Genomic DNA, 20861 nt, shown 5'->3' on the forward strand with positions numbered 1-20861 from the left:
TATATATAAATAAAAAATATTTTATTAGGAAAAAAAAATGGTTTTTTATGAAAAATTTGATATTATTGTAATTGGAGCTGGACATGCTGGTACAGAAGCAGCGTCCGCTTCTTCAAGAATGGGTCAGAAAACTTTATTGTTAACGAAAAATATTAATACTATCGGTGTTTTATCATGTAATCCTGCTATTGGTGGTTTAGGAAAAAGTCAATTAGTAAAAGAAATTGATGCTATGGGGGGTTTAATGGCACGAGTAATTGATTATTCTGGTATTCAATTTAGAATATTAAATTCTAAAAAAGGGCCAGCCGTACGATCAACTCGGGCTCAAGCAGATAGAATTTTATATCAAAAAAAAATGCAATATTTTTTAAACAATCAGGATAATCTGACTATCCTTGAAAGAGAAGTATCTAATTTAATTATTAAAAATAATCAGGTTTATGGAGTTTTAACTTGTAATGGCGAATCTTTTAAAAGTTCTGTAGTAATATTAACCACAGGAACTTTTTTAAATGGAAAAATGTATATAGGTTCAAATATTTCATCTGGAGGTCGACGAAATGATTCTGCTTCATCTGTTTTAGCAAAAAATTTAAAAAATTTTTCTTTTCGAATTGGACGTTTAAAAACTGGAACTCCGCCAAGATTAAGTTTAAAAACTATTAATCTAGATATTTTAGAAAAACAATGGGGTGATACTCCTACTCCAGTTTTTTCTTTTTTAGGTTGTGTTTCGCAACATCCTATTCAAGTTCCATGTTATATAACATATACAAATTTAAATACACATGAAATTATCAAAAATAATTTAAGTAGAGGTCCATTATATAATGGAAGTATTACTGGAGTGGGTCCACGATATTGTCCCTCAATTGAAGATAAGATAGTACGGTTTCCAGATAAAAATCGTCATCAAATATTTTTAGAACCTGAAGGTATAAATAGCAATATAATTTATCCTAATGGTATTTCCACAAGTTTACCTTTTTCTATTCAAAAAAAAATGATTCTTTCAATTAAAGGATTAGAAAAAACACATATTATTTATCCTGGATATGCTGTGGAATATGATTATTTTGATCCTAGAGATTTAAATATGACACTAGAATCAAAAATTATTAAAAATTTATTTTTAGCCGGTCAAATCAATGGTACAACGGGATATGAAGAAGCTGCTGCACAAGGTTTAATTGCAGGTATAAATTCTTCTTTATTAATTCAGAATAAAGAATTTTGGTTTCCAAAAAGAAATCAGGCGTATATAGGTGTTTTAATAGATGATTTATGTAATAAAGGTACTTCTGAACCATATCGTATGTTTACTTCAAGAGCAGAATATAGATTATTATTAAGAGAAAATAATGCTGATGAACGTTTAACAGAAATTGCTTATAATTTTGGTTTAATTAATCAAAAACACTGGAAAATTTTTTCTAAAAAAAAATTTTCTATTGAAAAAGAATATTATCGTTTAAAAAATATTATTATTAAGCCTAAATTTATAGATGATTTTTTTAAGAAAAAAAATATTAATATTAGTTTAAAAAAAACATGTACTGCTTTTGATTTTTTAAGAAGATCAAATATATCATATGATATTTTAATGGATTTTTTAAATTGTTATATACCTAATAATTCTACTTTAACAGATAAAACAGTAATAGAAGAAATTGAGACAAAGAGCAAATATTATGGGTATATTCAACGTCAGGAAGATGAAGTAAAAAAATGTATACGTAATGAAAATACTTGTTTATCGTTAATTAATGATTATAATTGTGTTACAGGTTTATCTAATGAAGTAATAATTAAATTAAATAAATATCGACCTAATTCTATAGGACAAGCTTCTCGTATTTCAGGAATTACTCCTGTAGCAATTTCTATATTATTGATTTTTCTTAAAAAAATGAAATATTAATCAATTTTCTTATATTTTTTCTTAAAAATTTATTGATACATTTTTGGCAGGTTTCTTAAATAAATTTCCTGCCGAAATTAATATTTTTATAGATAAAGTATTTTTTTATGGTTTTTAAAAAATTTAAATGTCAATATTTTTTGCATATAAAGCATTTTTTTTGATAAAATTCCTTCTAGGTTCTACAGAATCTCCCATTAATGTACTAAATATTTCATTTGCTGTACTAGCATCATTCATAGTAATTTGTAACATTTTTCTTGTTTTTGGATTCATTGTAGTTGTCCATAATTGTTCAGGATTCATTTCTCCTAATCCTTTATATCTTTGAATAACAATAAATTTTCTTGTTTCTTTAATTAATAAATTAATTATTTTATCTAAATTATTAAATTTAAATTTTTTCTTGTTAAATTTAATATAAGCATTATTTGAAACCATATAATTAATTTTTTTAATAAAATTAAGAATTTTTTTATATTTTTTATTTAAAAAAAATTTATTTTTTAAGTGATATGAATAAAAATTATTTTTATCGCTAATATTTAGTATTGGTTCATAATGATCATGGTTATTTTTTATCTGATAAGAATATATATTTTTTTTATTTAAATATTTTTGTTTTTGTAAATTTTTTATTAATTCTTTTATCCATTTTTTTACATTTTTCTTTTTTTTTAAATTATTTAATGGAATTATATAAATTATAGTTTTAAAAATAAATAATGGAATTTTTTTATTTAAAAAAAGAAAAATTTTATTAATTTTTTTATATTCATATAGAATTTTTTTAAATTTTTTTTTATTTTTTTGTTTTTTATTTTTTATTTTATATTTTATATAACTATTTTTTTTTATTAATTGATATTGATATTTATATAATGATTTTGTATTTGTTAAATATTTTTCTTTTTTTCCTTTTTTAATTTTATATAACGGTGGTTGAGCAACATATATGTGTCCTTGTTCTATAATTTCAGGCATTTGTCGAAAAAAAAATGTTAATAATAGTGTTCTGATATGTAACCCGTCTATGTCTGCGTCAGTCATGATTATAACGTAATGGTATCTTAATTTTTTAGGGTTATATTCTTCTTTTCCAAAACCACAACCTAAAGCAGTAATTAATGTAATTAACTCTGGTGAATTTATTATTTTTTCAAATCGAGCTTTTTCTATATTTAATATTTTACCTTTTAGTGGTAATATTGCTTGATTTCTTCTATTTCTGCCTTGTTTCGCAGATCCTCCAGCTGAATCACCTTCTACTAAATATATTTCTGAGAATAAAGGATCTTTTTCCTGACAATCAGATAATTTTCCGGGAAGGCTTGTATTTTCTAATGCTCCCTTTTTTCTCGTGATTTCTCTTGCTTTTTTTGCTGCTTCTCTAGATCTTGCGGATTGTATTATTTTAGTAATAATAATTTTTGAATCTTTTGGGTTTTCTAATAAAAAATCCATTAAATGTTCATTTAATAGTGTTTCAACAACAGATTTTACTTCAGAAGACACTAATTTTTCTTTTGTTTGAGAAGAAAATTTAGGATTAAACATTTTAATTGAAATTAATGCGGTTAAACCTTCTCTTGTATCATCACCAGTAATTGTAATCTTATTTTTTTTACTCGATCTTTCTCTATCAGAGAAATAATTTAATGTTCTTGTTAAAGCTGCACGTAAACCAGATAAATGACTACCTCCATCTTGTTGAGGTATATTATTTGTAAAACAAAGTATTTTTTCTTGAAATGTTGAATTCCATTGCATAGCAATATTAACTTCAATATTTTTTTTTTTTCTTTTAAAAATAAAAATTTTATTATGAATGGGTTTTTTATTGTGATTTATATTCTTTATGAAAGATTTAATTCCACCTTTATGAAAATATTTGAATTGTTTTTTATTTCTTAAATCTTTTAATTGTATTAATAAATTAGAATTTAGAAAAGATAATTCTTCTAGTCTTTTTTGTAAAATTTCGCATTGAAAAATATTTTGATTAGTAAAAATTTTTTTATTTGGCCAAAATCGAATTTTTGTACCTCTTTTTTTTGTTTTTCCAACATTTAATAAAGATTGTTGAGGATTTCCATTAAAATATATTTGTTGATATTTTTTTCCTTCTCGATAAATACATAGTTTTAGTTTTTCTGATAAAGCATTTACTACAGATATTCCTACTCCATGTAAACCGCCTGATACTTTATATGAATTATCATCAAATTTTCCTCCAGCATGTAAAACAGTCATAATTACTTCCGCTGCAGATATTTCTGCTTCTGGATGAATATCAACAGGTATTCCTCTTCCATTATCTTTTATTGATACAGAATTATCTTTGTATATTACAACATTAATTAAGTTACAATATCCAGCTAAAGCTTCATCTATTGAATTATCTACTACTTCAAATACCATATGATGTAATCCAGTTCCATCATCAGTATCTCCAATATACATACCCGGTCTTTTTCTAACTGCATCTAATCCTTTTAATATTTTAATATTAGATGAGGTATATAAATTTGACATATAATATCCTATTTTAAATTTATATTTTTTTTGTTTTTTATTTATATCTAAATAATTTTTTTTAAAAATATTTTTATATAAATATAAATAATTTTTTTATGAAAATTTTTGTAAAAATATAAAAATTTTATTTAATATGAAAGCTGTTATTATAATTTTAAAGGCATAATAATATATGTTATTTCTTTTTGTAAATTTGATTGAATTTGAATACTAGAAATTGGATTATTAAATAAAATATTAATTTTTTTAGAATTTAATGCATTAATAACATCAAGTAAATAAAATACATTTATAGAAAATGAGATATCTTCATATATATAGTAAATAGAAAATGAATCATAAGATTCTTCATCTTCTTGATTTTTAGATGTTATTGTTAATAAATTTTTTGAAAAATTTAAAGAAACACCTTTGAAGGTAGTATTACATAAAATTGATGTTTTTAATAAAGATTCTTTTAATTTTTCTTTTGATATTGATATACAATATTTATATTTTTTTAATATAATATCGTTATAATTTGGAAAATCACTATTTATTAATTTAGTTATTAATAATATTTTATTTATTTCAAAAGATATATTATTATTATTAATTTTAATTTTTATTAAATCTTTATTTAATAACATTATTCTAGATAATTCTAATATACTTTTTCTATTTATAATTATGGAAAATGTAGTTGTATTTAAATTTAAATTAATTTTATACATAGATAATCTATGTCCATCTGTAGTTACACCATACAGATAATTATTTTTATATTCAAATAACATTCCATTTAAAGAATTTCTAATATCATTACGGGCAATTGAAAAATGTGTTAATAAAATTATTTCTTTTAATATTGTTTGTGAAATAAAAAATTTTTTTGAATTAGTAAATTTTTGAAATATTGGGAAATTGTTATATGGAGTTATATTTAGTTTAAATAAACTATTAGATGTTTTAATATGCATCTTGTTGTTAATTAATTGAAAATATAATTCTTTATTATTTGGTATATTACGACAAATATTTAATATTTTTTTACCAGAAATTGTAATACAACCTGACTTATAGAAAATAAAATATTTTTTATTTATATATGTATTTATTTCTATCTCTAGGTTAGAACTAGTTAATTGTAATATATTTTGATTAATTTTTATGATTATATTTTCTAGTATTGGAAATATTGGATTTTTTGTTATAATTCTATTATTTTTTTTAAATGAATTTAAAAAATCATTTTTTTTTATTTTGAATTCCATATTTTATGAATTTAGTTGATTAAATAAATATAAAAAATCATAGTAGATTTGTTTTTTTTGTTTTTTGAATTGATTGATTTTTTTGCAAGCATAAAGAACAGTAGTATGATTTTTTTTTCCAAATGCAATGCCTATATCTGAAAGACTATATTTTGTTAATTTTTTTATTAATGTCATTGCAATTTGTCTAGATTGTACAATAGATTGTGATCTTTTTTTAGAAATCATATCTGATATTGTAATATTAAAGTATTTAGAGACTGTTTTTTGAATAGATAATATATCTATATTTTTTTTTTTGTATTTCATTAATTTATTTAAAATTTTTTTAGCTAAATGAATTGTTATTTTTTCTTTATTAAATAAAGAAGCTATATGTATTTTTTTTAAAATTCCTTCTAATTCTCTTACGTTGGAATATGATTTTCTTGCAATAAATTTTGCTATTTCATATGTTAAATTAATTTTATTTTCAAGAGCTTTATGTAATAGAATATTAATTCTGGTATTTAATTCAGGAGGATTAATTGATATAGTTAAACCCCATTTAAATCTAGATTTCAAACATTCATTAATTCCGCTAATATAACTTGGATAACAATTTGCTGTTATTACAATTTTTTGTCTTTTTTCAAATAAAGTATTTAATGTATTAAATAATTCTTCTTGAGATCTTTTTTTATTAGAAAAAAATTGAATATCATCTATTAATAATACATCAATAGAGCGATAATAGTTTTTAAATTTTTCAATAGAATTATTTTTTAAAGAATTTATCATATTTTGAATAAAATTTTCTGAATGTACATAAATTACTTTTTTACGATAGTCTTCTATTAGAATTTTATTTCCAATAGCATGGAGTAAATGTGTTTTTCCTAAACCCGATTTACCATATAAAAATAATAGATTATAAAAATTTTTTAAGTTATTTGTAAATCTATAAGATACATAAAGAGCTAATTGATTTGATTTACCTTCAATGAAATTATGAAATTGATATTTTTGATTAATTCCTGTATATGTAGATAATTTTATTTTTATTTTTTTTTTTTTTCTATTTTTTTATATATATTTTGATTATATAATAATATATTTGATTTTTTATTTAATAGATACGTCATAATAAATAGAGTTTTTTTTATTACAAAATTTGTATAGCAATTTTTTAAAATTATTTATATACTATTTTTAGATCTATTTTAATTCAAAGTTATTAGAAGTATATAAATTATATAATAATATTTTTTATTATAACTTTTAATAGTAATATTTATGTATTAAATTTAGTTTGTAATGATTTTAATTATCTTAAATATTTTTTCTAAATTAGAAGTATTATATAATTAATTTTTAAAAAATAATTAAACTTATATTTTTTTTTTGAAATAAAGTATATTTTTTGAAGTTATTTGTTATAATATTTTTTTTAAAAAATATAATGATATTAAATTTTTATATTTAAAAAATAATTGTTTAAATATATCTACTAGAAATAATTTTATATTTTTAAAAAAATTAATAATTGATTATAAAATATATAACTGATATGTTATCAAATATTATTTATATATTTTTTTAGATTTTATAAAGGAAAAATTTATATGAAACGTACTTTTCAACCATCTATTATTAAGCGTAATCGCACTCATGGTTTTCGAGCTCGAATGTCTTCTAAAGGCGGACGAGATATCTTATCACGTCGACGTTCTAAATTACGTTCAGTTTTATGTGTTTAGAACTTTTTATAAAAATATAAAAATATGCTTCAATTTTCTTTTAAAAAGAAATTACGTTTATTATCTAATATTCAATTTCAAAATGTTTACATTCAAAAAAGAAGAATTTATACAAAAAAATTTATTATGTTTATATGTTTAAATCATTTTAAATTTCCAAGATTAGGTATTTCAATTTCTAAAAAAAATATCACATATGCACATGATCGTAATAGGATTCGACGTCTTATTAAGGAAAGTTTTCGTTTAGTTCAAAATAATTTACTATTAATGGATTTTATTATTATTGTAAAGAAAAATATAAATTTATTAAGTAATAAAAGTGTTTTTTATTTTTTACAAAAATTATGGATTTATAAAAATTAATATTTTTTTTTGACTTATTTAAATAGATTATACCATGAATTCTTATATATAATAGATATGTTATATTTTATTTTTTAATATTTAATAATGAGAAATTTTTTATGATATATTTTAAACGTATTTTTTTTGTAATATTTTGTATTTTTTTTTCTTTTTTTTTGTGGAATATTTTTCATTTAAATTTTTTTGTGAACCAAAATAATTTAAAAATAAATAATTTTACATCTCAAATTTTAAGTAATAATTTTAATAAAAATAAAAACCAATTAATTAATATACAAAATGATGTATTATCTTTGGATATTAATTTATTAGGTGGTAATATTGAACATGCAACTCTTTTAAAATATAAAAATCATGTAAATATAAATTCTCCATTTGTTTTATTAAAAAACAAAAAAAAATTCATGTATAGAATTATTGATGGATTTTTAAAAAGAGATAATTCTAATTTTTTTTTTAAAAGACAACAACCTATATATACAGTAGAATCAGTTTTATATAAATTAAAGCCCGGAAAAAAAAAAGTTAAAGTATTTATGAATTGGAAGTCTATTGATAATATTCTTTATACAAAAATAATATCTTTAAAAAAAGGTTCGTACTCTGTTGATATAAAATATATAATTCATAATTATAGTAAAAAACCAATATACCAGTCTATATTTGGTGAAATACAACAAACAATATCTTTATCGAAAAAAAATAGTTTTTTGAATAATTTTTTTAATATAAAATCTTATATAGGCGCTGCTTTTTCTAGTGATAAAGAAAATTATCAAAAACATAGTTTTGATGATATTTTTTATAAAAAAAATATAAATTTAATAACACGTAATGGATGGATAGCAATGTTACAAAAATATTTTTTAACAGCTTGGATTCCTAAATTTATTAAAAAATATACGATATATTCTAATTGTATTAATAAAAATATTGCAGTAATAGGTTTTATATCTTCAGAAGATTGTATTAATCCTAATTCTGTTTATAAAATGTCTTCTTGTCTTTGGATAGGGCCGAATATTCAAAATAAATTATCTTATATTTCCAAAAATTTAGGATCTACTATTGACTACGGGTTATTAAATATAATTTCTTATCCTTTATTTAAGTTATTAGTTTTTTTTTATAGTATATTTCATAATTGGGGTATTACAATTATTGTAATTACATGTTTAATTAGGGTAATTATGTATCCTTTAACAAAATTACAGTATATATCTATGTTAAAAATGAGATCTTTAAATTCAAAAGTTCAAACAATAAAAAAAAAATATCATAATGATTTTAAAAAACAAAATAGAAAAATTTTATCTTTATATTCATTAAATAAAATTAGTCCAATCAATGGTTTTTTTTCTTTTATAATACAAACTCCAATATTTTTATCATTTTATTATGTATTAGTATCTTCTATTGAATTAAGACATTCTCCATTTTTTTTATGGATTTATGATTTATCAAGTTATGATTCATATTATATTTTGCCTCTTTTTATGGGTTTTAGTGTTTTCCTTACCCAGATTAATGATTTAGATTTTAAAGATATTTTTGAAAAAAAAAATATTATGTGTTTTATTCCGGTATTAAGTACTATTTTTTTTTTATGGCTTCCTTCTGGTTTAATAATATATTATATTACAAATAATCTTATTACTTTTTTTCAACAATGGTTTATATCTATAAATTTTATTGATAAAGATATATAGCATCATTAATAATGATTATTTAAATAATAAAAAAAATAATTTTATTTAATAAAATTATTTTTTTATATACGGAATAAAAATAGTATATGATATTTCATGAAACTATTGTAGCTCCTGCTACTTCTTTTGGTCGGTCTAGCGTTGGAATTATAAGAATATCAGGATCTTCTGTTTTAAAAATAATAAAAAAATTTTTAAGAATTTCAATGCAAGAACGATTTGCACATTATGTATCTTTTTTAGATGTTAATGGGAATATTCTTGACAATGGAATAGCTTTATTTTTTAATTCTCCTAGATCTTTTACTGGAGAAGATGTATTAGAGTTTCACGGTCACGGAAATCCATTTTTATTAGATTTATTAATAAAAAATATATTATTAACTAAGAATGTTCGTATGGCACGTCCGGGAGAATTTTCTGAAAGAGCGTTTTTAAATAAAAAAATGGATTTAATACAATCTGAATCAATTTGTGATTTAATTAACGCACAATCTGAACTTTCTATTAAAGCAGCCTTACGTTCTTTGTCTGGTAGTTTTTCAAAAAAAATACATTTTATTATAGAACAATTAAAGATATTATATTCTAGAATTGAGGCTATTATTAATTTTCCTGATGAAATGAATGAACTATTTTTATTTCAAAGTATAGAAATAGATTTAATTAAAGTTATTAAATTGATTCAAAAATTAATTAATACTGCACATTATAGTAATGTTTTGCAAAAAGGTATTAAAATAGTTATTTCAGGTTCTCCTAATGTAGGTAAATCTAGTTTATTTAATTATTTATCTAATCAAAAAGCTTCGATTGTTACTGATGTTCCAGGAACAACTCGCGATATAATTTGTAAAAATATATGGATAAATGGAATATCCTGCGAATTAATGGATACCGCTGGATTACGTAAAAGTAAAGATATTATTGAACAAATAGGTATAAAATTAGCAAAAAAAAAAATTTATTCCTGCGATCATATATTTTTAATGTTAGATATTACTAATGATCAATTATTTAATAATAAATTAATTCTTAAAAGTATTAATAAATTAAAATCCAATCAAAATATTACTTTTATTTTTAATAAAATAGATCTTATTAATCAAAAACCGTATTTAAAAATTATTTATAAAAAATTCAAATGTATTTATTTATCAATTAAAAATAAAACTGGATTAGATTTTTTAAAAAATAGAATTAATGAAATATCTAGTTCACTAAATAATACTGAAGGTATTTTTTTAGCAAGAAGAAGACATTTATCAGAATTAGAAAATGCATTAAAATATTTAATTAATGGTAAAAAATATTGGTTTAAAAATAAATGTATTGAATTATTATCAGATAATATTCGTTTATCTATGGATTGTTTATTAAAAATTACTGGATATTTTAGTAATGATGATTTACTAAATAAAATATTTTCTGAATTTTGTATTGGGAAATAAAAAAGTTATATAAAGAAATAAATAATTTTTTTATTAAAAATATGCCCGGAGGCGGAATTGAACCACCGACACGGGGATTTTCAGTCCCCTGCTCTACCGACTGAGCTATCCGGGCATTTAAAAAATATTAAACATTAAAATATTACTTTTGTCAATATTTTTATTTTTAAAAATTTTATTATTCAAAGAATTAAATAAAAATTTAAATACCCCTTGAAATTCTTTATTAAGGTCCATATATTCTTAAAATGTAAGAGTTCATTAATATAAATATTATTTATTATTTTTTTAAAAAATATAATATTAAAATTATTAAAGGGGATTAATAAATATGAAGCTTCGTCCATTGCATGATAGAGTTATTGTTAAGCGAAATGAAGCAGAATCAAAATCAGCAGGTGGTATTGTTTTAACTGGTTCTGCTGCAGGAAAATCTACTCGAGGAGTAGTTTTATCGGTAGGTAAAGGTCGTATGTTAGATAACGGAAATATTAAAAAATTAGATGTAAAAGTAGGTGATATTGTTATTTTTAATGAAGGTTATGGAGCAAAAACTGAAACTATTAATAATGAAGAAGTATTAATTCTTACAGAGAGTGATATTTTAGCAATTATAGAAGAGTAATAGTATTATAATATTTACTTTCAATTTAAAATTTTAAGGAGATATTTTAAAATGGCAGCAAAAGATGTAAAATTCGGTAATGAAGCTCGAATTAAAATGCTTCGTGGAGTTAATGTTTTAGCAGATGCTGTAAAAGTAACACTAGGTCCGAAAGGAAGAAATGTTGTTTTAGATAAATCATTTGGTCCGCCAAGCATTACTAAAGACGGTGTTTCTGTAGCTAGAGAAATTGAATTAGAAGATAAATTTGAAAATATGGGCGCTCAAATGGTTAAAGAAGTTGCGTCTAAAGCTAATGATGCAGCTGGAGATGGAACGACAACTGCTACTTTATTAGCTCAATCTATAGTAAATGAAGGTTTAAAAGCTGTAGCTGCAGGAATGAATCCTATGGATTTAAAAAGAGGTATTGATAAGGCAGTTATTAGCGCTGTTGATGAATTAAAAAAATTATCTGTTCCATGTTCTGATTCTAAAGCTATTACACAAGTTGGTACTATTTCTGCAAATGCAGATGAAAAAGTAGGTAGTTTAATAGCTGAGGCTATGGAAAAAGTAGGGAATGATGGTGTAATTACTGTAGAAGAAGGTACTGGATTACAAAATGAATTAGAAGTAGTAAAAGGTATGCAATTTGATAGAGGCTATTTATCTCCTTATTTTATTAATAAGCCAGAAACTGGTTTAGTAGAATTAGATAATCCTTATATTTTAATGGCAGATAAAAAAATTTCTAGTATTCGTGAACTTTTACCTATTTTAGAAGCTGTAGCTAAATCTAGTAAACCTTTATTAATTATTTCGGAAGATCTAGAAGGTGAAGCTTTAGCAACTTTAGTAGTTAATTCTATGAGAGGAATTGTTAAAGTTTCTGCTGTTAAAGCTCCTGGTTTTGGAGATCGTCGAAAAGCAATGTTACAAGATATTTCTATTCTTACAGGTGGTTCTGTTATATCAGAAGAATTAGCTATGGAATTAGAAAAATCTTCTTTAGAAGATTTAGGACAAGCAAAACGTGTAGTAATTAGTAAAGATGCAACTACTATAATTGATGGTAATGGTGAAAAAAATACTATCAAAAATCGTATTAATCAAATTAGACAAGAAATAAGTGAAGCAACTTCCGATTATGATAAAGAAAAATTGAATGAGCGTTTAGCAAAACTTTCTGGTGGTGTAGCTGTATTAAAAGTTGGTGCTGCAACAGAAGTAGAAATGAAAGAAAAAAAAGCTCGTGTTGAAGATGCCTTACATGCAACAAGAGCAGCAGTAGAAGAAGGTGTAGTACCTGGAGGTGGTGTTGCTTTAGTTCGAGTAGCAGAAAAAATTTCTCGTATTAATGGTCAAAACGAAGATCAAAATGTTGGAATACGTGTAGCTTTACGTGCAATGGAAGCTCCTTTACGTCAGATTGTTGCAAATTCCGGTGAAGAACCGTCTGTAGTGACAAATAATGTAAAAGATGGAAGAGGTAATTATGGTTATAATGCAGCTACTGATGAATATGGAGATATGATATCTTTTGGTATTTTAGATCCTACAAAAGTTACTCGTTCTGCATTGCAATATGCTGCTTCTGTAGCAGGTTTAATGATTACAACTGAATGTATGGTAACAGATTTACCTAAGGATGAAAAATCTTCACCTGATTTAAATGCTACCCCTGGAAGTGGTATGGGCGGTATGGGTGGAATGATGTAATATTTTTTTATTTTTCTTGTAAAGAAAAATAAAATTTATTTAGTATTACAAATTTTAATGATCTTCTTGTTCTCAGGAACTATTATTATGAGAACAAGGGGTATTTTAATTATATTTATTATTAATATATTTTGAGATATATATTATGACAGCATATAGTGGTAATTCTTTAAAATCTGGATTAAAAATTTTAATAAAAAATCATCCATATGAAGTTCAACATAGTGAGTTTATTAAGCCGGGAAAAGGTCAGGCGTTTGTTAGAATTAAATTAAAAGAATTATTAACCAATAAAATATTAAATAAAACATTTAAAGCAACAGACATTTTTTATTCTACCGATGTTATAGAAATTGAATCCTCATATTTATATAATACTGGATATGTTTGGATATTTATGAATAAAAAAAATTTTGAACATATTCATGTTTTAAAAAAATTTTTATTTGGTTGTGAAAAGTGGTTAACTAATCTTTCTATTTGTAAGATAACTTTATGGAATAGTTCTCCTATTGCTGTATATATAGATAATTTTATTAATTTAAAAGTTAAAAATACAGATATAGCAATACAAGGTGATACAGTTAATTTATCTACGAAATTAGTAAAATTAGAAACGGGTGTTACTGTACGCGTTCCTTTATTTATTAAAAAAGGTGATTTAATACGAATAGATACCCGTATTGGAAAATATGTTTCTCGTATAATTAAATAATTAATTTCATTTTAAGTTATAATTAATATTTTTCATTTCCATTTATATTCTTCCTATAGCTATTCCATTCGAATGTTAACCATAAACTATTTCCTAATCTCATTCTATCCATAACTCTCTCTCCTAATAAATCATTCATTCTTTTATAATTTAAATTAGATAACATTCCTGTAGATTTTTTTGATGATGAACGTCTATCTATAATTTGATTAATAATTATTTTTTCATATCGAGATTCTGTTTGCATTCCGATTTCATCAATTATTAATAGATCTAAAATACATAGATTATGTAATAATTTTTTTTCTGTCATTTCTTTATTAGAAGATTTATTAAATGTTCCTTTTAAATTTGACATAAGATCTGCGATACTAATAATTAATACACTATTTCCATTTGAAATTAAATAATTTCCAATTGCAGCAGCTAAATGATTTTTTCCTGTTCCTGATCGACCTGAAAAAATAAAGTTTGCAATACTATTTTGAAAGTTTTTTGCATATTTATTTGCTGCATAAAGTACTTTTTTATGACCTTCATGTTGTATATGGTAGTTTTTAAATGAACAGTTTATATATAACTCTTTTATTCCTGATCTACCCAATATTTTTTGTATTTTCATAGCTTTATTTTTTTGAATTATAGACTTAGAATATTTTTTTCCTTGTTCTTGATTCCAAATTAATAATTCTTTATCATTAAAAAATTTTGGTTGTATATATTTAGGCATTATTTTCTTTAATTTGATTAAAAAATTTTTCATTTATATTATTTTTTCCTTTAAATTTATTTTTATAGGTAAAAATATATACAATAGTTAAATTGAGAAAATATTATATATTTATTTTTATTATTTTTATAAAAATTAATAATAAAAATATATATTGTATATTGTAATTTGTTGTCGTTTATGTAAAAATAGATTTTCTTATATAAGAATATTATATTTTATTTTAAACGTTATTGTTAGTATATATTTTAATTTGTAATTATATATATTTATATTTTATGAAATAATTTTAGTATTTTCTTATATTAACTTTTTTAGATATTTTTATTTTTATAAAATAATGATAATAACACAATACCGATTTTTTTTTTTTTCATCAATTTCCAATTATCTGGTATATATATATTATCGTCAGTATGTTCAATATATATTATTGAGTTTTTTTGTGTCCAATTATATTTTTCTAAATATTTTATAGATTGATTTAATAATAGTTTATTATTAAAAGGTGGATCTAAATAGATAATATCAAACGGATGACCCTTTTTTTTTAACCATTTTTGTGTTTTTACATGTAATATAGATATATTATTAATTAAAAATTTTTTTAATGTTTCTTTTATTTTTTTTACTAAAATATAATTTTTTTCTAATGCTGTTACTGATTTAGCTGACCTAGATATTGATTCTATACTTAAACTGCCACTTCCAGAAAAACAGTCTAAGCATATTGAATTTTTAATATATTTTTGTAACCAGTTAAAAACTACTTGTTTAATACAGTTTCTGGTAGGTCGTATATTAGTTTTATTTATAGAATGCAGTATTCTTCCTTTAAATATTCCACCAGTAATACGAATTTTTTTTTGTTTTTTTGTTTTCATATTTATTACTCTATTTGATAGAATTATTATAATTTAAATTTTATTTTATTTATTATAATAAAATAATGAGGTGTGTATGTGTAGTAAAAAAAAAATTTTTTTTCTAGATTAAATATTTTTTCTAAAAAAAAAATATTAATTGAATCTAAATATAAAGAGAAAAATAATTTAATTCATTCTGATAAATCTACATCTAAAAACCAATTTTTTTCTTTTTTTAAAAATTCTTTAAAAACAGCAAAAGATTTTTTTACTTTAAGTATAAAAAATATTTTTTCTGAAAAAAAATTAGATAAACGTATTTTTAAAAAGTTAGAAAATTTATTATTATTATCTGATTTTGGAACTAGTTCTACTAAAAAAATATTAAGTATGTTTAAAATAGCTATTAAAAAAAAGAATATTACAGAATCAACAGTAGCTATAAAAATATTTAAAAAACAGTTATTAAATATGTTAAAAATAAATAAAAAAATAGATAGAAATATTAATTCAAGTATGCCATTTGTTATTTTAGTTGTTGGCGTTAATGGAGTTGGAAAAACGACCACTATTGTAAAATTAGCTCATTATTATAAAAAATTAGGAAAAACTGTTCTTTTATCTGCTGGAGATACTTTTCGATCTGCTGCAATTGATCAATTAATAGAATTAGGTTTAAAATATAATATTTCTGTTTTTTCAAAGTCATTAGGTTCTGATCCTGCTTCTGTTGTATTTGATTCTATTCAAAATGCAATAAAAAAAAAAATAGATATTTTAATTATTGATACTGCTGGTCGTTTACATAATAAAAATCATTTAATTCAGGAATTACAAAAAATTAATCGAGTAATTGAAAAATTTTATTTAACTTCATTTTATGAAATATTTTTAGTTTTAGATGCTGGAATAGGTCAAAATTCAGTGCAACAAGCTAAAATTTTTTCTGCTAATTTAAATATTACTGGATCTATTATAACAAAATTAGATGGAACAGCAAAAGGTGGTGTTATTTTTTCTATTTTTAGTGATTTACTGATTCCGGTTTGTTATATTTGTACAGGAGAAAAAATAACAGATTTTAAAATATTTAATAGAAAAAACTTCATTAATAGTTTTCTTAATATTTGTTAAATAATATATGTTTATCAACATCTACTGTGATTAATTGATATATTATTATATATCATGTATTTTATTTTTAGGATAAAATGAAAAAAGTAAAAAATCAAATTAATACAATCAGTTTTTTTAATATTGGTAGTTTAGATGCTTATATTCGAATGGCAAATTCTTTTTCTATATTAACTTCAGAAAAAGAAAAGTTACTGGCAAAAAAGTTATTTTTTTATGGTGATATAGAATCTGCAAAATTATTAATTTTATCAAATTTACGTTTTGTAATTCATGTTGCAAAAAATTATTCTGGATATGGTTTACCACAAGCAGATTTAATTCAAGAGGGAAATATTGGATTAATGAAAGCTATTAGAAGATTTAACCCGGATGTTAATGTTAGATTAGTATCTTTTGCTGTACATTGGATAAAATCTGAAATTCATGAATATGTTTTAAAAAATTGGCGAATAGTTAAAGTTGCTACAACAAAAGCTCAACGAAAATTATTTTTTAATTTAAGAAAATCAAAAAAGAGATTAGGTTGGTTTAATCGTAATGAAATAGAAATTGTTGCTCGTGAATTAGGAGTTAGCAAACAAGAAGTTAAAGAAATGGAAGCACGTATGTCAGCTCAAGATATTACTTTTGATATTACTTCAAAAGATTCTTGTACAGATTACTCGGTAAATAACTTACGTTCCTCTTTTTATTTAGAAGATAAAAAATCAAATTTTGCAGTTAAGGTAGAAAAGGAAAATTGGGCATCTCATGCTACTACTAAATTAAGTAATGCTTTATTAGTTTTAGATGAAAGGAGTCAGCAAATTATTAAACGACGCTGGTTAGATCATAATGATTCTAAAATTACATTGCAAGCAATTGCCCAAGATTATGGAATTTCAGCAGAAAGAGTTAGACAATTAGAAAAAAACGCAATGAAAAAATTAAAAATTGCTATTGAAGCATAATATTTTTTTTAAAAATAATGTAAGTATTTATAAGAGTATTTTAATATTAAATTTTTTTATAATTTATTTTTTGATTATTTGAATTGGATTATTTTAATAGATATTTTTATATTAAAAAATAAATAATTTTCATTATATATAAAAATTTTTGATTTTATTAAAAAAATATAAAAAATGTATTTTAATATATTTAAAATAAATAATTTATTTTTTTTAATAAAATATAATTTTATTTGATTATAATAATTTATTTTTTTAATTGTTATAAATTTTTGAAAATTATTCTTATCTTATTAAGATTTAAAAATTTTTATATTAAAAGAAAAATTATAAATTATATAGTTAATTATAAAAAATATATTTAATATTGATAAATTTTTTTATTAATTTTATTTTTATTGAAATTTTAATAAATAATTTATAATAAATTTTTATTTAATATTTAATAAATTTTTATATATATTTATCTTTTTAAAAAATAAAAGTATTTTTAATTTTTTTAAAGTATATTTATAATAATATTATATATATGCATAATATTATTATATGCATAATATTTATTAATATTTAATTGGAATTAAAAAAATTTAAATTTTAAATGAAATAATTTATTTTTATTTAAATTTTTATATTCATTAATAGTAAATGTATACAATTAATTTTTTAAATCATAAATTATTTTTTTATTTAGTAAATATTATTATCTTTTAATTTTGTAAATATAAAATTTTTATTAATATTTATTTCAATAAATAAAATTTTTTAAAATAAAAATAGGAAAAAACATGTATGTCAATAAAAAATCATATACTAGGATTTCCTAGAATTGGTTTGTATCGTGAATTAAAAATTGCTCAAGAGAATTATTGGTCAAAGAAAATTACATTGAATGAATTATTGATTGCCGGGAAGAAAATTAGAAAAAAAAATTGGAAAACTCAGATTAAAAGTGGTTTAGATTATGTTACAGTAGGTGATTTTTCTTGGTATGATCATGTTTTAAATATCAGTATGATGATTAATAATATACCTAAACGCCATCGTGCTAATGAAAAAGAGTTAAATTTAGATACTTTATTTCGTGTAGCTAGAGGGTCTAAGTTAACTGATAAAAATTGTTCAGCATCAGAGATGACAAAATGGTTTAATACTAATTATCATTATATTGTTCCAGAATTTACCAATAATCAAAATTTTTATTTTTCGTGGAAACAAATTATTGAAGAAGTTGATGAAGCTTTATCTTTAGGATATTCAGTAAAACCTGTTTTATTAGGCCCTTTAACTTATTTATGGTTAGGTAAAGTAAAGGGAATTCATTTTAATAAATTAGATCTTTTAGAAAAAATATTACCTATTTATCAAGAAGTATTTTTAGAGTTAAATATTAGAAAAGTTGAATGGATACAAATTGATGAACCGATTTTAGTTTTAGATCTTCCGAAGGATTGGAAGAAAGCATTTAAATTGTCATATAATACATTAAATAAAAATAAAATAAAAATTTTATTAGCTACATATTTTGGTGATATAAATCACAATTTAGATTTAATTAATAATTTACCTATTCAAGGTTTACATATTGATTTAATTTCTGGAAAATATGATTTATCTCAATTACATAATTATTTAAATAATAATTTTTTATTATCATTAGGAATAATTAATGGTCGTAATATTTGGAAAGCAAATCTTCTTGAGTGGTTTAATAAATTAAAATCTTTTATGAAGTTTAAAAATACATTTTGGATTAGTTCTTCATGTTCTTTGTTACATGTTCCTGTAGATGTGTCTATAGAAGATAATTTAACAGATTTTGTAAAATCATGGTTTTCTTTTGGTGTTCAAAAATGTTTAGAATTATCTATTTTATCTCGTGTATTAAATAAAAAATTAGACATACAAGAATTACATGATTGGATAAAACCAATTGATGCATATAAATCCTCTAATATTGTTAATAATATAGTTGTTCAAAAACGTGTTTCAAAAATTTCTTTAGATCAAACAAAAAGAAAAAATAATTTTATTATACGTTCTAAGATTCAGAAAAAAGAATTAAATTTACCAATATTACCAACAACTACTATTGGTTCTTTTCCACAAACTAAAGAAATTAGAAAATTACGATTAGATTATAAGAATAAAGTAATCAATCAGTTAGATTACGAAAAAGAAATTAAAATACATATTAAAAATAATATAATTCAACAAGAAAAATTAGGTTTAGATGTATTAGTTCATGGCGAACCTGAACGTAATGATATGGTAGAGTATTTTAGTGAATATTTAGAGGGTTTTGTATTTACTCAGTACGGCTGGGTACAAAGTTATGGTTCTCGATGTGTTAAGCCGCCAATTATTGTAGGAGATATTAGTCGAATTACTCCAATTACAGTCAAATGGTCTAAATTTGCTCAATCTCTAACTAAAAAACCAGTAAAAGCTATGTTAACTGGTCCAGTAACAATTTTATGTTGGTCATTTCCTCGAGAGGATATTTCTAAAGAAAATATTTCTAAGCAGATTGCTTTAGCTTTACAAGATGAAGTATTAGATTTGGAAAAATCTGGTATTAATATAATTCAAATTGATGAACCTGCTTTACGAGAAGGATTACCATTAAGAAAAAAAGAATGGAATGATTATTTATCTTGGTCTGTAAAATCATTTCAATTATGTTCATCCGGAGTAAAAGATAGTACTCAAATTCATACGCATATGTGTTATTGTGAATTTAATGATATTATGTCTGCTATAGTAGATTTAGATGCTGATGTTATTACTATTGAAACATCTCGATCTGATATGGAATTATTAGAATTTTTTAAAACATTTAAATATCCAAATGATATTGGTCCTGGAGTTTATGATATTCATTCTCCAAATATACCTACTGTAAAATGGATGGAAAAATTATTACTTAAAGCTTTAAAGTATATATCATTAGAACGATTATGGGTTAACCCAGATTGTGGTTTAAAAACTCGTAATTGGACAGAAACATATTTAGCATTACAGAATATGATACAAGCTACTATAAATATTCGAAAAAAATTTTAAAAAAATAAATTTAAATTTTTTATTCCACTTAATGCAATCTTTTTTTATTGATTGTATTTAGTGGTAGATAGAGTAATATCTATATTTATAG

Annotated in this window: 16 protein-coding genes and 1 tRNA gene; 11 read left to right on the forward strand and 6 right to left on the reverse strand. The window is 21.7% G+C overall.

What is annotated here, in order from left to right; all coding sequences use genetic code 11:
- Positions 1-37 precede the first annotated feature (37 nt).
- The gene (gene mnmG / locus BUCICURV3402_RS00005) at positions 38-1924 is read left to right on the forward strand and encodes a tRNA uridine-5-carboxymethylaminomethyl(34) synthesis enzyme MnmG (RefSeq protein WP_154029073.1); all 1887 of its coding nucleotides are present in this window, start codon (positions 38-40) and stop codon (positions 1922-1924) included.
- Positions 1925-2047: 123 nt separating this feature from the next.
- On the opposite strand, the gene gyrB is transcribed toward mnmG, so the two are convergent.
- The 3 genes from gyrB to dnaA form a co-directional block, all read right to left on the reverse strand.
- A complete protein-coding gene (gene gyrB, locus BUCICURV3402_RS00010) occupies positions 2048-4459 on the reverse strand; it encodes a DNA topoisomerase (ATP-hydrolyzing) subunit B (protein WP_154029074.1) in 2412 nt (803 codons plus the stop codon).
- Between the two features lie 149 nt (positions 4460-4608).
- Positions 4609-5715 carry a DNA polymerase III subunit beta gene (dnaN, locus tag BUCICURV3402_RS00015; protein WP_154029075.1) on the reverse strand — a complete coding sequence of 369 codons (1107 nt, stop codon included), beginning with the start codon at positions 5713-5715 and terminating at the stop codon, positions 4609-4611.
- 3 nt (positions 5716-5718) lie between these two features.
- A complete protein-coding gene (dnaA, locus tag BUCICURV3402_RS00020) occupies positions 5719-6759 on the reverse strand; it encodes a chromosomal replication initiator protein DnaA (protein WP_331865021.1) in 1041 nt (346 codons plus the stop codon).
- Positions 6760-7319: 560 nt separating this feature from the next.
- Between dnaA and rpmH the strand changes: the two genes are divergently transcribed.
- The 4 genes from rpmH to mnmE all read left to right on the forward strand — a co-directional run bounded on the left by rpmH (position 7320) and on the right by mnmE (position 10983).
- Positions 7320-7454, forward strand: coding sequence for a 50S ribosomal protein L34 (rpmH, locus tag BUCICURV3402_RS00025; RefSeq protein ID WP_154029076.1), 135 nt, complete (start codon positions 7320-7322; stop codon positions 7452-7454).
- Between the two features lie 24 nt (positions 7455-7478).
- Positions 7479-7820, forward strand: a complete 342-nt coding sequence (gene rnpA / locus BUCICURV3402_RS00030) for a ribonuclease P protein component (protein ID WP_154029077.1) — start codon at positions 7479-7481, stop codon at positions 7818-7820.
- A gap of 101 nt (positions 7821-7921) precedes the next feature.
- Positions 7922-9532 carry a membrane protein insertase YidC gene (gene yidC / locus BUCICURV3402_RS00035; protein ID WP_154029078.1) on the forward strand — a complete coding sequence of 537 codons (1611 nt, stop codon included), beginning with the start codon at positions 7922-7924 and terminating at the stop codon, positions 9530-9532.
- An 86-nt stretch (positions 9533-9618) separates the two neighbouring features.
- On the forward strand, positions 9619-10983 hold the full coding sequence (mnmE, locus tag BUCICURV3402_RS00040) for a tRNA uridine-5-carboxymethylaminomethyl(34) synthesis GTPase MnmE (RefSeq protein ID WP_154029079.1): 1365 nt from the start codon (positions 9619-9621) through the stop codon (positions 10981-10983).
- Positions 10984-11025: 42 nt separating this feature from the next.
- Here the strand turns inward: mnmE and BUCICURV3402_RS00045 are convergent.
- A tRNA-Phe gene (locus BUCICURV3402_RS00045) sits at positions 11026-11098 on the reverse strand.
- 216 nt (positions 11099-11314) lie between these two features.
- On the opposite strand from BUCICURV3402_RS00045, the gene BUCICURV3402_RS00050 reads away from it, so the two are divergent.
- From BUCICURV3402_RS00050 to efp, 3 genes are all read left to right on the forward strand, one after another.
- The gene (locus BUCICURV3402_RS00050) at positions 11315-11608 is read left to right on the forward strand and encodes a co-chaperone GroES (RefSeq protein ID WP_154029080.1); all 294 of its coding nucleotides are present in this window, start codon (positions 11315-11317) and stop codon (positions 11606-11608) included.
- A gap of 51 nt (positions 11609-11659) precedes the next feature.
- Positions 11660-13309 (forward strand): chaperonin GroEL, encoded by a 1650-nt coding sequence (gene groL, locus BUCICURV3402_RS00055; protein ID WP_154029081.1) that lies wholly within the window; start codon positions 11660-11662, stop codon positions 13307-13309.
- Between the two features lie 145 nt (positions 13310-13454).
- Positions 13455-14024, forward strand: coding sequence for an elongation factor P (gene efp, locus BUCICURV3402_RS00060; RefSeq protein WP_172598542.1), 570 nt, complete (start codon positions 13455-13457; stop codon positions 14022-14024).
- Positions 14025-14046: 22 nt separating this feature from the next.
- Here efp and dnaC read toward each other — a convergent pair whose 3' ends face one another.
- Together dnaC and rsmD are read right to left on the reverse strand one after the other, a co-directional pair.
- Entirely contained in the window at positions 14047-14787 is a 741-nt protein-coding gene (gene dnaC, locus BUCICURV3402_RS00065; RefSeq protein WP_154029083.1) for a DNA replication protein DnaC, read from the reverse strand.
- A gap of 281 nt (positions 14788-15068) precedes the next feature.
- Positions 15069-15638 (reverse strand): 16S rRNA (guanine(966)-N(2))-methyltransferase RsmD, encoded by a 570-nt coding sequence (gene rsmD, locus BUCICURV3402_RS00070; RefSeq protein ID WP_154029084.1) that lies wholly within the window; start codon positions 15636-15638, stop codon positions 15069-15071.
- A 270-nt stretch (positions 15639-15908) separates the two neighbouring features.
- Here rsmD and ftsY point away from each other — a divergent pair, with 270 nt between their 5' ends.
- The 3 genes from ftsY (at position 15909) to metE (ending at position 20770) form a co-directional block, all read left to right on the forward strand.
- Entirely contained in the window at positions 15909-16754 is an 846-nt protein-coding gene (gene ftsY, locus BUCICURV3402_RS00075) for a signal recognition particle-docking protein FtsY (protein ID WP_269471969.1), read from the forward strand.
- A 77-nt stretch (positions 16755-16831) separates the two neighbouring features.
- Positions 16832-17707, forward strand: coding sequence for an RNA polymerase sigma factor RpoH (rpoH, locus tag BUCICURV3402_RS00080; RefSeq protein WP_154029086.1), 876 nt, complete (start codon positions 16832-16834; stop codon positions 17705-17707).
- A 789-nt stretch (positions 17708-18496) separates the two neighbouring features.
- Entirely contained in the window at positions 18497-20770 is a 2274-nt protein-coding gene (metE, locus tag BUCICURV3402_RS00085) for a 5-methyltetrahydropteroyltriglutamate--homocysteine S-methyltransferase (RefSeq protein WP_154029087.1), read from the forward strand.
- The last annotated feature ends 91 nt before the right edge of the window (positions 20771-20861 follow it).

This window comes from Buchnera aphidicola (Cinara curvipes) (assembly GCF_900698915.1).
Lineage (GTDB): Bacteria > Pseudomonadota > Gammaproteobacteria > Enterobacterales > Enterobacteriaceae > Buchnera_F > Buchnera_F aphidicola_AY.

Coding starts and splice junctions, on each gene's coding strand:
- mnmG (WP_154029073.1), top strand. CDS start 38: ATGGTTTTTTATGAAAAATTTGATATTATTGTAATTGGAGCTGGACAT.
- gyrB (WP_154029074.1), bottom strand. CDS start 4,459: ATGTCAAATTTATATACCTCATCTAATATTAAAATATTAAAAGGATTA.
- dnaN (WP_154029075.1), bottom strand. CDS start 5,715: ATGGAATTCAAAATAAAAAAAAATGATTTTTTAAATTCATTTAAAAAA.
- rpmH (WP_154029076.1), top strand. CDS start 7,320: ATGAAACGTACTTTTCAACCATCTATTATTAAGCGTAATCGCACTCAT.
- rnpA (WP_154029077.1), top strand. CDS start 7,479: ATGCTTCAATTTTCTTTTAAAAAGAAATTACGTTTATTATCTAATATT.
- yidC (WP_154029078.1), top strand. CDS start 7,922: ATGATATATTTTAAACGTATTTTTTTTGTAATATTTTGTATTTTTTTT.
- mnmE (WP_154029079.1), top strand. CDS start 9,619: ATGATATTTCATGAAACTATTGTAGCTCCTGCTACTTCTTTTGGTCGG.
- BUCICURV3402_RS00050 (WP_154029080.1), top strand. CDS start 11,315: ATGAAGCTTCGTCCATTGCATGATAGAGTTATTGTTAAGCGAAATGAA.
- groL (WP_154029081.1), top strand. CDS start 11,660: ATGGCAGCAAAAGATGTAAAATTCGGTAATGAAGCTCGAATTAAAATG.
- efp (WP_172598542.1), top strand. CDS start 13,455: ATGACAGCATATAGTGGTAATTCTTTAAAATCTGGATTAAAAATTTTA.
- dnaC (WP_154029083.1), bottom strand. CDS start 14,787: ATGAAAAATTTTTTAATCAAATTAAAGAAAATAATGCCTAAATATATA.
- rsmD (WP_154029084.1), bottom strand. CDS start 15,638: ATGAAAACAAAAAAACAAAAAAAAATTCGTATTACTGGTGGAATATTT.
- rpoH (WP_154029086.1), top strand. CDS start 16,832: ATGAAAAAAGTAAAAAATCAAATTAATACAATCAGTTTTTTTAATATT.
- metE (WP_154029087.1), top strand. CDS start 18,497: ATGTCAATAAAAAATCATATACTAGGATTTCCTAGAATTGGTTTGTAT.